At 34.9% G+C, this 14364-nt stretch carries 8 protein-coding genes, 2 pseudogenes and 1 riboswitch; of the genes and pseudogenes, 4 read left to right on the top strand and 6 right to left on the bottom strand.

Annotation, left to right across the window (positions count from 1 at the left end; genetic code table 11):
• Positions 1–162 precede the first annotated feature (162 nt).
• The 4 genes from ABH957_RS19925 to ABH957_RS19910 form a co-directional block, all read right to left on the bottom strand.
• The gene (locus ABH957_RS19925) at positions 163–1827 is read right to left on the bottom strand and encodes a glycoside hydrolase family 13 protein (protein ID WP_404457617.1); all 1665 of its coding nucleotides are present in this window, start codon (positions 1825–1827) and stop codon (positions 163–165) included.
• A 456-nt stretch (positions 1828–2283) separates the two neighbouring features.
• Positions 2284–3102 (bottom strand): class C sortase, encoded by an 819-nt coding sequence (locus tag ABH957_RS19920; protein ID WP_404512074.1) that lies wholly within the window; start codon positions 3100–3102, stop codon positions 2284–2286.
• A gap of 92 nt (positions 3103–3194) precedes the next feature.
• A complete protein-coding gene (locus ABH957_RS19915; protein ID WP_404512072.1) occupies positions 3195–4856 on the bottom strand; it encodes a SpaH/EbpB family LPXTG-anchored major pilin in 1662 nt (553 codons plus the stop codon).
• A gap of 47 nt (positions 4857–4903) precedes the next feature.
• Complete coding sequence (locus ABH957_RS19910; protein ID WP_404512070.1) at positions 4904–8533, bottom strand: SpaA isopeptide-forming pilin-related protein; 3630 nt, start codon at positions 8531–8533, stop codon at positions 4904–4906.
• Between the two features lie 163 nt (positions 8534–8696).
• A riboswitch (cyclic di-GMP riboswitch) is annotated at positions 8697–8788 on the bottom strand.
• Between the two features lie 274 nt (positions 8789–9062).
• On the opposite strand from ABH957_RS19910, the gene ABH957_RS19905 reads away from it, so the two are divergent.
• On the top strand, positions 9063–10397 hold the full coding sequence (locus tag ABH957_RS19905) for an FAD-binding oxidoreductase (protein WP_404512068.1): 1335 nt from the start codon (positions 9063–9065) through the stop codon (positions 10395–10397).
• Positions 10398–10427: 30 nt separating this feature from the next.
• On the opposite strand, the pseudogene ABH957_RS29485 reads toward ABH957_RS19905, so the two are convergent.
• Positions 10428–11000, bottom strand: a pseudogene (locus ABH957_RS29485) (methyl-accepting chemotaxis protein); the annotation flags it as partial.
• 369 nt (positions 11001–11369) lie between these two features.
• Positions 11370–11555, bottom strand: a pseudogene (locus tag ABH957_RS29480) (HAMP domain-containing protein); the annotation flags it as partial.
• Positions 11556–11930: 375 nt separating this feature from the next.
• Here ABH957_RS29480 and ABH957_RS19895 point away from each other — a divergent pair.
• The 3 genes from ABH957_RS19895 (at position 11931) to ABH957_RS19885 (ending at position 14355) form a co-directional block, all read left to right on the top strand.
• On the top strand, positions 11931–12653 hold the full coding sequence (locus ABH957_RS19895) for an amino acid ABC transporter ATP-binding protein (protein ID WP_087979278.1): 723 nt from the start codon (positions 11931–11933) through the stop codon (positions 12651–12653).
• Positions 12654–12774: 121 nt separating this feature from the next.
• Complete coding sequence (locus ABH957_RS19890) at positions 12775–13569, top strand: ABC transporter substrate-binding protein (RefSeq protein WP_002016697.1); 795 nt, start codon at positions 12775–12777, stop codon at positions 13567–13569.
• 93 nt (positions 13570–13662) lie between these two features.
• Positions 13663–14355, top strand: a complete 693-nt coding sequence (locus tag ABH957_RS19885) for an amino acid ABC transporter permease (RefSeq protein WP_002029538.1) — start codon at positions 13663–13665, stop codon at positions 14353–14355.
• Positions 14356–14364: the final 9 nt, after the last annotated feature.

Genomic DNA, 14364 nt, shown 5'->3' with positions numbered 1-14364 from the left:
AAATTATAATTTCTATTTCTCTTATGAAAACGATTCCTTATGTTACTTTTTTCTCTTTACGCAACCGTTTTCATAAATCTATTTTAATAAAAGCGTTTTCACATTGCAATAGAAATTTATTTTTTTTCATAAAAAAAGATGCTCAAGGAGCATCCTTTTTCATTATGAAATGCGATAAACCCTTGTTTCATAAGGTTTTAACGTGATTGTAGTTATTTGTTCATGTTCCGCAACTTTATAGTTATTTAAAAGCAAACGTTTGCGTTCTAATGCGAATAAACTCGCATTATACACAGCTTCCTCTTTTGAGATATTACTAATTACAATGACTTTTTCATCCTGTAACGTACGTGTATATGCATAAATTTGTGGATCGTCTTCTAAAAGTAAATCGTACGTACCGTAGTTCAGTACATCGTGCTCTTTTTTCAAGGCAATCATTTTCTTATAGAAATTGAAAATAGAGTTCTCTTCATTTTTTTGCTTTTCAACATTAATTTCTTTGTAATTTGGATTCATGCTAAACCAAGGTGTACTTGTTGTGAAGCCAGCATTCATTTCATCGTTCCACTGCATAGGTGTACGTGAATTATCGCGGCAAGAAGCCCATATAATTTCCATCATATCTTGATGTGATACGCCCTCTGCAATTTTCTCACGATATAAATTTTTAATTGCTACATCATCGTAATCTTCAATATTTGGGAACTGAACATTTGTCATACCAATTTCTTGTCCTTGATAAATAAACGGTGTGCCGTGCATAAAGAAATACATCGCTCCTAAAGCCGTTGCACTTTCACGCCAATATTCTTTATCATTTCCCCAAGTAGACACAATACGTGGCTTATCATGATTTTCAATATATAAAGCATTCCATCCCTTATTTTCTAAACCTTTTTGCCACTTTGTTAATACTTTTTTCAACTCAACAACGTCAAGGTCTTTCTTCTTTTCTGCATCCCATAAGCTTAAATGCTCAAATTGGAATACCATATTGAATTTACCGTTCTCTTCTCCAACCCAAAGATCAGCATCTTCAACTTTCACACCATTTGCTTCTCCAACAGTCATAATATCGTATTTAGCAAATGTGTTTTCTTTTAATTCTTCTAGTAATGGCTGAATACCATTTACATTCATATGTTTGTCAAAAGAAGGCACATACTTTAACCCTTTTGGGTTTGGCATATCCTTGAGGCCATCTTCTTTTTTTATATGACTAATCGCATCGACGCGGAAACCATCAATACCTTTATCAAGCCACCAATTAACAGTATCATATAAAACTTCACGAACTTCTTTATTCTCCCAGTTCAAATCTGGTTGTTTACGCGAGAATAAATGTAAATAATATTGCTCTGTCACTTCATCATATTCCCATGCAGAACCATTAAAGATACTTTCCCAATTGTTTGGTTCCGCGCCGTCTTTCCCATCCTGCCAAATATACCAATCACGCTTCGGATTGTCTTTAGAAGAACTTGATTCAATAAACCATGGATGTTCATCACTTGTATGATTAATAACTAAATCAATAATAAGCTTCATGTCACGCTTATGAACTTCATCTAGTAGCATATCAAAATCTTCCATCGTACCAAATTCATCCATAATATCTTGATAGTCACTAATATCATAACCATTATCGTCATTAGGTGATTTATACATTGGACAAATCCAAATTACATCTATACCTAAATCTTTTAAATAATCCAGCTTTGCAATAATCCCCTGCAAATCTCCAATACCATCACCATTTGAATCCATAAAGCTACGTGGATAAATTTGATAAGCAACTGCTTCTTTCCACCATGTTTTCTTCATAATAACTCTCTCCTTTTGCATCTCGATTTTTTATGCAAACGTTTTCGTAACACTATCATAACAAAATATGGAGAGTTTGCAACGAGAATTTTTCACACTACTATTAAATATCTACATTCCATTACGAAATCATCCCCTATTTCATTGTGATCGCATAAGTTTTATTACTATCAGACTTGATTAGCTTACTTTCCAAAATATAAAGTGTGAGTCTTCACCTTCCACTTATCTTCTTTGCTTTCACTAGATTTTGAGGTACGAGTATAATTTTCCGTTAATGCAAAATTCTTACTTGTCACATTAACCGATTGCGTATCTGATTGAATTCAAAAAAGATGATTCCTGTTTTCATACAGAGATCACCTTCTTAAAGTTACATTATTTGTTTAGTACCCTTTAAAAGGGTGACATTTCAACTTCCTTCTCCAAACCAATTCATTTCATTACCTATATAATTTAATTGCCCTGCTTCTTCTTCTTTCTTCTTCTCATATAAACAGAAAGTAAGAGTACAACTAAAATAAAGATTGGCACGGCCATCATCCAATCTTTGGACCTAGATGGTTTTGAAATCATTTCTTTTTCTTTTACTTCATAAGGAATTCGATGCCCTCTAATTAACAAACGATGTGTATTCACACCATAAGGAGTACATGTAATTAAAGTTGCATAATCTTTATTTTCCACAATTAATAAATCGTCTACTTCATGCGGCAACACAACTTTAATTTGATCTACTTTATAAGCGAGGACCTTATCTAATGAATGGATATAAAAAACATCCGATTCCTTCATTTTATCTAAATCAGTAAATAATACTGCAGAAGGTAAACCTCGATGCCCCGTTAAAACAGTGTGTGTGCTTGTCCCACCTACTGGCAATGAAGATTTATCTAAATGACCTACACCGCGACTCAAAGCTGCCTCTGAAGTCCCTTGATAGATTGGAAGCTTCACATTAATCTGAGGTATCTCAATATACCCCATTGTATCGCCTAGATTTAAAGCATCTGCATAAGAATTTTGATTATCTTTTGGTTGTTCAGCAAATGGATCTGCAAATGTTTGCCCAGAGCTTTGAACTTGCTTATTATGCTCATCCGCCTCTTTTTCTCGACGCTCGAGCTCTTTCTTTTGAAGGGACTTTACAGCTTTATCATAGGAACTAACTTGAGAATAATGTGTTCTTGTCGCGAACCAATCGCTTACAGTTGGATACAAAAATATACCCAGTCCTAATAAAAAAATGCATCCAAAAACGATATTTTGTTTCATAGTACCCCCTTTAAGTATTTAAAAATATTAAAAAGAGGAAAGCTATTCGCTTCTCCTCTTTTTATGCTATATCATTATCATTTTCTAAAACCTTAATTTTTCGCTGTATTTCTTCTGAAGAAAACAAATGCTGCTACAGCCATCAACACAAGACCTACTACAGTAAATAGCATTGTTCCCATACTACCTGTTGAAGGGAGTACCCAACCACTTTTATTATTCTCTACTTTTAATTCAATAGTTTTGTGCTCCGCATTAATTGTTACATCAATTGGATCTCTTAATTTTTGATAAGAAGCTTTTGTACCATCTTCTTTTTCATAAGTTGGTGCTTTCGTTTCAACTACTTGGTATTCTCCGTATGGGAGGTTATTCCATGTGATAATACCATTTTCATCAGATACACCTTTTACTTCTTGCTTTCCTACTACTACCACATTACCTTTTTTATCTTGTAATTCGAATTCTGCACCTTGTAATTTCTTATTATCAGCACCATCAACTTTCGTCAACTCAATGCTACCAGCTGTTGGGACAACAATTACCGGCTTAGATTCTTTTTTATCTGTTACATTATTATTATTTTCAAAATCGATTGTCGCTTTATTTGGAATTTCCGTTCCAGCTGCTACGTCTTCTTTAATCTGTGATTTAATTTGTAAATGCAACTCTTTTTTTTCATTTAATTTTGAGAAATCTTTCACAGTCGCTGTTACCTTTTGACCTTCTACAACTACTTCTACCACACTTGAATCTACTTCTACACCATCGATGTACACAACTGGTTTTCCTTGAATTACTAATCGATTATCTAACGTATCTGTTACAACATACTGTTTATATTCTTTAATATCTTCTGGAATTAATGTTTTAATATCATAGTTATAATCTGTTTGTGTATTAATTGGTAAGAACTCTAAATCTTTATTGATCTTTTTGTCAATCGTTGGCTCCTCATAGTTCTTTACTTCCACAGTCTCTACTTTACCAGATGTAATTGAGCCGTCCTCATTAATTGTACCTGATTCAGTAATTGAAAATGCATGTTTTGTTGAATCCTTAACATAACCTTTTGGTGCTTCTTTCTCTTGGAAATAATACTTACCATACTCTAAACCTTGTACACGAATTTTACCATCTGTACCTGTTACTAACTCTTCTTTAACTACTTTACCATCCTCTGTATATAAAGAGAACTTTACACCTGGAAGTACTTTATCTTTCGCACCTATTTTTGTTAATTCTACTGCTCCACGTTTGATTTCATTCTTTGGATACATGTGAACATCGTAGTTTAGCATATCGCCCGTTTTACTTGTCATTGGAATGTCGACTGTATACGTATTTGGATTTAAGTTAACATGTTCTGGTCCAGCAACTTCTTTTACTTCATAACGTCCTAACGGTAAATCTGTAAATACTGCCTCACCTTTATCAGTTGTTGTCATTTTGATTGACTCTGCGTTTGTTACAGGCTTTACATTTTCCTTTGCAATCTTCCCATCATTTGAAATCTTTTCGAATGACGCAATTTGCTTAATTTCAAATGTTACACCTTTTAATGGCTTAACGTCCTCAGGTACTGTTTGATTCGCAGAACCATCACCCTCTACACCTGGCTTCCCATTTTTTTCTTGTTCGTACTTATGAATGGTTAAAGAACCTGTATTTTTTGATGCTGCACTCACAAACATACTAGGCAACATAGAAAACGTTAATGCTAAAATTAACAACATACTAAAAATCTTTTTCATATTATTCTTCCTCACTATCTCTATAAATTTTTCAATTTAAAACTCTATTACTTATTCCTTTTATTTCGAACATATAAGAACACAACTAGTAACATTAAAATCCCACCGATGGAATAGAAAATGCCTGTTCCTATACCTCCCGTTTTCGGGATTTCCCACTGACTCTTTTGATTTTCTATTGTTATTTTGTGTACTGATGATCCGACTTCTACTGTAATTGGCTCTTTCAAAAGCATATAACCATCTGGGGCTTGTACTTCTTTAATTGTATATTTTCCGAACAGTAATGGATTGGAAACTGCCCTACCATTTTCATCGGTTGTTAATTTCCCAATCTCTTTACCATCTTTGTCTAAAATCTGAAACACAGCATTTTTTAATTTCAGATTGACATCTGTAGCATCGACCTTCGAAATTTCAATTACACCTTTTTCTAGCAATTCATTTTCAACGGTCTTCTCTATCGGCGTTTTTGTGTCTTTCGTTATTTCAAAGTCGTATGATTTATTATCTAGTTTATAACCTTCTGGAGCTTCGACTTCAACTAGCTTATATTCACCAATTGGTAAATCCATTGCCTTAGCTTTTCCATCTTCACCCGATGTAATTGTTTGAATGACATGATTATCTTTATCTCGGACTTCGAAAACAGCACCTTTTAATGGAATATTGCTGCCTTTTTCTACTTTCGTAACTTCTAACTCCCCAGCACCAACTATATCTTCAACTAGTCCAGCATCGATTGTCATATTATGTTCATCTTCACCAAGTTTGATCATTTCTGAATATCCATCTTTATCAACATTAGAATCAATTTTTTCATCGTTACCAACGTTTTTATTTGTCCATTTGTAACCATCCGGCAACATAAATCTCACTTGGTATTCACCCGGATCTAAATTTACAAACTTGTAATAACCAGGATTTCCTTTTTTGTCATTACCAGTTCTCGTCATACTAATAACTTTTCCATCTTTATCTAACAACTCTACGACTACACCATTCACACCAGTGTTTCCATCGTTTTGAATGCCATCTTTGTTTTTATCCAGCCAGACGTAATCTCCTAATGAACTCTTTTTCGAGGCATGTAGCTGTACACCCACTCTGTTTGGCTCTGCTGGTTGAATCCAATTTCCTGTTACATCATTTATCGCACTATATCCAAATGAATTCCATGCAATTCCCGCCGAAGCATCTAGATCAACAGGTGCACGCATTGACCATTCTAGTGTCGCTGCTTCGCCTGGATATACAAGCTTATTCTTATCAAATTCAAATTTAACTGCCGTTACCTTTGTTAAATCCGCCGGTGGCTCTAAAGACCACTTCGGATCATTTGCACCATCCGGGTTCACAAAAGCATCATTTCCTTGAATTAAATCATCACGCTTAGGTTTTGAAACAGTCGTGTAATAAATCTTAATGAAATCACCGTCAGTAAGTTGAATTGGTGATGTTAAGTATGGGGTCCATTTACTACCACGCTCTTGTGAATGATTCTGCGTTTGTAAAACTGACTGGTCACCCTCTGCAGGGAATATATCAATTAAGACACCATTCCTAACCGCTACGGTCCCACCATTTTCAATTTTTAAACGATACTTCACTTCTCCACCTGGTACTGTCGTCGCTACTTCTGGTGAACCTTTCCAACTATCATCTAGTTCACCTTTTACATATTTAATTGATTTTAAAGATTGCTCTTCTTCAATCTCAACAGCATCTTGACTTTCAATAATTGGGTCATTTATGTCACCATCACCATCAAGATCATTTTCATCTTTTCCTGTTGGTTGTCCCCACTTATCTGCAGATACTATTGTTGAGACATTAGACATTAAGCCCGCCTTATTATAGTACTTGCCTGCCATCGCAAAGTTATTAACCTTTACTTTAAACTTAACAGTCACAGCGTCTCTCGGTGAAACATCTAATTCAGAGAAAGTCCATCGTAAAAGGGTTCTTCCTTTTTCTTTATAGTTCGGAATCGTTTCTACCTTTATTTTTTTTGCATCATAAGGTTTTCTATCCCATTCATCTTTAACGACAGCAAATGTCTCCGATCCTGGAACATATTCTAATCCCTTTGGTAACCAATCTACAATTATTGGTTGTTTTAAAGGTGTAGAACTCCAATCAACTTTACCAGTTAATTCAAATTCCACTTCTTCTCCCTTTATATACTTTTCTCCAGGCTTCGTTAACGCCTTTTTCTTAAAAGTAACCTTTGATTCGGGATTTTCTTTTACTTTTACTTGCGCTGTCGCTTCTTTTATATAGTTTTTTCCATCAATATCATATGAAATATGTGCGGTATTTTTCAAAATACCTTCTTTAAAGTTCGGATCATCCACTTTAAACATTAACCATGCGCCATAACTCATTTTAAAATCTGCAGGCACTTTACCAAATTCATATCGAATTCCGGTTACTTTATCACCTTCAACTAATGATAAAGAAGAAACATCTAACCATTCTCCGTTCGTATTACCACGAATCATTTTCCATTCTTTCCACTCTGGATTATTCTTCGTTTTGTATAAAACCTTATATTCACTTACACCTGAAAATGCACCTGTATGCATTCTCGTAAAATGAAGTTGTTCATCAAAACGGTCATCTTGGAGCACAAAATTATCAATTTCCTTAGAATATTGATTTTGAATGTTAGATAGTGTAAAAGCAATTTCTTCTTCTTTACTGTATTCAGACTTTTGGGCAGCTTTTCTCAGCTCTGAAAAAGCTTGCTCTGGAGGAATAACAGGAGGTTTTTTATTTGATACTTCAACATACGCATGTGTTTGTTTTGTTAATTCCTCTTCCCCTTTTGGCTTTAGTTTTGCCTCAACCCTATTCAGAACTTGTTGATTTTGATCTTCACCAAAATTTTCCTCGGGGAACTTAACCTTAACTTTAACAAGTTTCTCGCTTTCTACATTTTTCAGATCCCATACGACTGTATGTGAATTTGCATCATATTTCCCGTTATCACTAGCTGAAATAAACTGCGCTTCTTTCGGTAGTATGTCTTTTATTGAAAGCGAATCAAGTGTAGTAGGTCCACTAACATGTTGAGCACGAATCGTGTATTCGACTTCTTCTCCTGGTTTAATCGACCACTTATTAGGAGTTTTACGCATTTCCCACTCTGGTTTCTTAGGTGGTTCAGGTGGAGTTTCTTTTTCATATGCTACAACCGTTACTTCATTGGAAGTTTTGCCTCCTTGATCAGATACAAAATCCGCTACAGCTGTAGCTTTCGTTCCATTTTTTGTTCCTTTAGGAAACTTCACTGTAATAGGGACTGCTTTAGAATCTCCATTGGGAAGGGGCTCTTTAAAGGTATAAATAACTGAATGCGTTTCTTTATCGTATACTGCATCCGTAGCACTAATTTTCCCATGTCTTACGTACTCGACCTCAGGTGGTAGTTTGACAATGACCTTTGCATCTTTATGCCCACCTTCTAAACCAAATGTACTTAAATCAAGTTGATATACAAAATCTTTATCTACATCTTTTTGCGAACCATCTCCGCCCTCAACCGAAAGCTTTAAACTGACATTCGCTTCTTTGTCATATGTTTCTGCTGCTACAATATGTATAAATGGCTGTACAATAATTTGCATTACCATTAAACAAATGACAAATATACTAATCTGTTTACTCTTCATACTCACACCTCTCTATTAATCTCCTTAACAACAAGGAGATTCACTATTTCTTCTAATACCATCCGCTTTCAGCCTAAGAACAATAAAGTGTGCCATCTTAAAACAAACATCTTATTATCTGATAATTGGGCAAATAAAAAAGGATTGTCGGGTTGCAAATTGTATTTGCAACCCGACAATCCTAGTAATAAGATTTATTACCTTAGACTCAAAGCTTTGCGACCTATTCTTTCAAATAGTGTGCCAAGATATTCCAATGTTACTATTCTATAAAAAAAATAAAAATTTATCCACTATATTTTTTTATTTCACATAATAATTCTCAAAAAAACTTCCAATAAACCAGCATACATCTTACTTCTAAAGTTTAAAATGACAATTCTCCTTCTCAATATAAAGCTATACTACATATACATTATTGCTCTATCTCTTTTATATTACACTTAGCATACAACTCAAACACCCTTAAATAATTTTTTCATATATATATTATAGTAAAAATAATCTTCTATAAAAAAGGAGTCATACTATGAAGCAGACAAAATTAACAGGTCGCATCGTTGTTCCCTCAGATCCTGACTACGACATAGCCCGAATGAATTTAAATTTAAGTATTCCAAAACTCCCTTGTATTATTGTTTTTTGCCAAAATAAAAAGGATGTGTGTAACGCCTTAAAATGGGCACGTGAACGTCATATACCATTTCGCTTAAGAAGCGGACGTCATAGCTATGAAAATTTCTCTCTTTTAAATGGCGGACTTATTATTGATATAAGTGAAATGAATAGAATTACTGTTCATACAGAGAAATTAACAGCAACAATTGAGGCTGGTGCAAATCTAGGCTCTGTTTATAAGAATCTTTGGAAACATGGCGTTACAATACCAGCTGGTACAAGTGCAAGCGTTGGAATTGTTGGGCTAACACTTGGCGGCGGCATCGGTATGCTTTCACGCTTATTTGGACTAACATGTGATCAATTACTAGAAGTCGAAATGGTACAAGCATGTAGAAAGTTTGGTGCAAAAACCATTCGTGCAAATGAAAAGGAAAACCCTAGCCTGTTTTGGGCATGCCAGGGTGGTGGTGGTGGAAATTTCGGAATTGTTACTTCCTTAACTTTCCGGGTCCATCCTATAAAAAACGTCTCCATTTTCTCACTCACATGGGAATGGGAAGACTTTATTGCTGCATTTCAAGCTTGGCAAAACTGGGCACCTTATATAGATGAACGTCTCACTTCATCAATTGAATTATTCTCTAAACAACGAAATAAAATCGAGGTGAAAGGTGAATTTGTCGGCTCTCCTTCTGAACTCTATCATCTATTATCTCCTCTTCTTGAAACTGGTAATCCTTCTCTCTTTATAGATGAAGTCCCGTATATAAAGGCTGTTCAATTCTTTAATAGCGGCAATATTCCTGAAAAATTCAAACGTTCTGGTTCCTACGTATATAAACCTATCCCTCTTAAAGGTATTCAAATCTTACAATATTTTCTTTCTCATGCACCAAATAAAGATGCGAGTATTTGGCACCAGTCACTCGTAGGTGCTGTTGAAAATATTTCGCCTAATGAAACAGCTTATTTCCATCGTAAAGCAATTATTGCTCAAGAATACATTACCTCTTGGAAATGCGACGATGAAGAAAATCAAAATTTACGCTGGGTTAAAGATTTAAGAGAAAGCTTAAATCCTTATACATTAGGTGACTATGTCAATTGGCCCGATATCGACATTAAAAATTGGCAAACTAGTTATTATGGCTCTAATTTTCAAAGGTTGCGTAAAGTGAAGACAGCATATGACCCTTGTAATGTTTTTCGTTTTCAACAAAGCATTCCTCCTTTCCATACGTAAAAAGGAAGAACAGAGTTCTGTTCTTCCTTTTTACATTGAAAATCGGTCAATGGTTTGTTTCAAGTCCGCTGCTTGCTTCTCTAAATCCTTTAATAATTGATCGATTACTACCATATTTTTAGATTGTTGCAACGTCACACGTGCCACTTCTTGTGAACCAGCTGATGTTTCCTCAGCAATTGCTGCTACAGCCTTTGTTTGTGCTCCTGTTTGATGAATGCGACTCACTTGTTCATTCATATAACTACTAATTTGCTTAGTTGCATCTGCTACTTCCATAATACTTGATGACATTTCTTTTAAAATTAATTCTGTAGCTCCCCCGCGTTTCGCCTCTTCTTTAGCTTTTTTCACTTGCTCCGTCATTTTCAATGCGACTTGTTGCACTTCCTCTTGCATATTTCGTAATAACTGCGATATATTTCTTGCAGAATGATCGCTTTCATCTGCAAGTTTACGTACTTCTTCAGCTACAACTGCAAAGCCCCTTCCATGCTCTCCAGCACGAGCTGCCTCAATAGAAGCATTTAATGCTAATAAATTCGTTTGACTAGCAATCTCACTCACAACAGAAACAATATGTTCTACTTGTTTCATTCGTTCTTCTAACTTCTGTACATTTTGCATCGAATCTTCATTCTCTTTTGCCAATGTTTGAATGCCTTGAATTAAAGAAGTAAAGACACGTGTACTTTGTCCTAAAGCTTGAACCATTTCTAAAGACAACTCGTCGGACTTTTTTGCTTTTTCTTCTACTTCACTCGCAATAGAGGTTGTTGTATCGACAGTTGAAACAATCGCCTGAATGGAAGCTGCTGATTGCTCGGCGCCAGAAGAAATCTCTGCAAGAGTTTCAGACACACCGCGTGCTTGCTTTGTCGCTTCCTCTGTTTGTCTTCTAATTTGCTGAACTTGATTATTTGTATACGAAAATGTAGTATCAATATTTTTTACCATACCTCTTAAGTTCCCTAGCATCATATTAAATGCAACACTTAAAGATTTAATCTCATCATCTACTTTTGGCAACGGGACATCTTCACGAATATCACCATCAGCCGCTTTCCTTGCTGCTTCTTCCAACTTTCGAAGTGGTTTAATTAAAAATATTGCTGCCCCATACGCTAAAATTCCAGACCATACTACACCTAATAGCATAACGATAATATTATAAACAGTTTGACTTACGTAACTTTGAAAATAATCATATATAACGTAAATAAAAAATAAACTTGTTGAATATGTAATTAAAGCTAAAACTGTAGTAAATAGCATAAGCTGTATACGTAAACCAAAGGAAAATGTCTTCCTTTCTTTTTCCATCTCTTCTTTCCCCCTTTTTATAAGCAATATAAGTGCTACCTATATATTATTATCCATATTTTCGTTATAGAAAGATATAGAGATTTTAAAAACCATAATTCCCTTGAATATCAAATTCCGTCAAAAAAATAAAGGATTCTGACAATTTATGACTAATAACAGAAATAAGGGGAAACATTTGTAAAATATATTTTTGACTGGGGGTTTTGTATGATTCAGGTTCGAAATCTAGTAAAATCATTCGGCTCGCTTGATGTTTTAAAAGGAATTGATTTAGAAGTAAAAGAAAAAGAAGTTGTTGTTTTAATTGGTGCCAGTGGTTCCGGTAAAAGTACATTACTTCGCTGTCTTAACTTTTTAGAAATGTACGATGAAGGTGAAATTCACTTACAAGGTGAACGAATTGATCCAAAGCATTCAAATTTAAACAAAGTCCGTGAAAATGTCGGTATGGTTTTTCAGCACTTTAACCTCTTTCCTCATATGACCTCACTAGAAAACATCATAGAAGCACCTATCCATGTAAAAAAATTAGAAACAGTAAATGCAAAGGATATCGGAAATCAGCTTTTGCAAAAAGTCGGCCTACAAGATAAAGCAGATGTAACTCCCCACCTTCTTTCCGGTGGTCAAAAACAACGAATTGCGATTGCACGAGCTCTTGCTATGAATCCTAAAATTATGCTATTTGATGAACCTACCTCAGCCTTAGACCCTGAACTTGTTGGAGAAGTATTGCAAGTTATGAAAGAACTTGCTGAAGAAGGAATGACCATGATTATTGTTACTCATGAAATGAATTTCGCAAGAGATGTAGCTGATCGCGTCATATTTATGGATGACGGAAAGATTGTAGAGGACGCTCCGCCAGCACAATTCTTTTCAGCTCCATCACATGAACGAGCAAAACAATTTTTACGCAACGTTTTATAATGTAATTTCTGTTTCAAATGAAAAGAAATACATCCATACGGTGCACAACTAATTGTCCAAATAAAATATCTCAGTAACATACTTAAAACCATCCGTATGATCAATATATAGGAGGGGTTTTATGAAAAGAAAACTATTAACCATTGTTGCGAGTATTACATTATGTACATCCTTCATACTAGGAGCCTGTAGTAAGGAAAGTGCTACTACTTCTTCAAATGGTGAAAAAGAATTTCGTTATGCGATGAGTGGCTTATATAAACCTTTTAACTATAAAGAAAATGACGGAAAGCTTGCCGGTTTTGATGTGGAAATTGGTGAGGCACTTGCGAAAAAAATGAATATGAAACCCACTCCTATTACAAATCCATGGGAAACGCTAATTCAAGGTCTACAATCGAAAAAATATGATGCTATATTGGGCAGTATGGCAATTACAGAAGAACGCTTAAAAGCTGTTAGTTTCTCCAATCCTTATTATCGTTCTGGTGCCCAAATTTTTGTGGCTAAAAAGAATACATCTATCTCTTCTCCAGAAGATTTGAAAGGTAAGAAAATTGGTGTTGTAAAAGCTAGTACCTTTAAAGACCTTGTTGCAAAACATACAGATCAAATCACAGAATATGATAGCGATATTACTGCACTTATGGACTTAGAGCCTGGACGTATTGATGCAGTAATCACTGATCAAATGGTCGGTTTACGTATGATCAAAGAAGGTAAATCAAATATAAAAGAAGCTGGAAAACCATTAAATCTTGATGAAATGGGAATTGCTATTCGTAAAGATGATAAAGAAATGGTTGAGAAAGTAAATAAAGCTTTAGATGAAATCATTAAAGATGGTACGTATGAAAAGATCAGTAAAAAATGGTTTGGGCGTAATATTCTCGGTGAAGAGGAAAAAACGAAGTAAATTAGCTAGTCAAATGTTTCATACATTATGCCCCACTTTTTATGTGGGGTATTTCATTCCCTACTAAAATCCATACAATATGAGGTGACACATATGTTTGAAATTTTTATGTCTACTTATCCCACACTCTTAAAGGCTACTATTGTCACATTACAATTAACATTAACATCCCTATTACTTGGTTCACTAATTGGATTACTATTCGCTTTTTTTCGAATCTCTAACAATAAGATTTTAAATAGTATTGCTCATGTATATATCGCCATTATTCGTGGTACACCTTTAATTGTTCAAATTGCCATTCTCTATTTCGGTATTACATCGATTATTGTCTTCACTCCTTTTTGGGCAGGAGCAATTGCTTTAGCAATCCATAACGGTGCATATATTACTGAAATTTTCCGCGGATCCATTCAGTCCGTTGACCGTGGACAATTGGAAGCTGCTCGCTCTTTAGGTATGCCTTACCCTTTAGCTATGCGCCGAATTATATTACCACAAGCATTTCGTCTGTCTCTTCCCCCTCTAGGGAACCAATTTATTATTGGATTAAAAGATTCTTCTCTTGTTGCTTACGTAGGATTGTCCGAATTATGGGGATCAGGTTTATCAATTGCTGCAAGTAACTTCCAACAATTAGATACATACATAATTGTTGGTTTATATTACCTCGTACTTGTTCTTCTATTTACTTATTTTGTTAATCTTTTAGAAAAACGACTTCAACGAAAAGAAAATAACTCTGTCCAGGTCAAGACGAAGAACAAGAAAGAAGTCTCTTTATAACAAAAAGCA

It is taken from the genome of Bacillus sp. RC242 (assembly GCF_044908245.1).
Taxonomy (GTDB): domain Bacteria; phylum Bacillota; class Bacilli; order Bacillales; family Bacillaceae_G; genus Bacillus_A; species Bacillus_A mycoides.
This window is presented reverse-complemented; position numbering and strand designations above follow the sequence as displayed.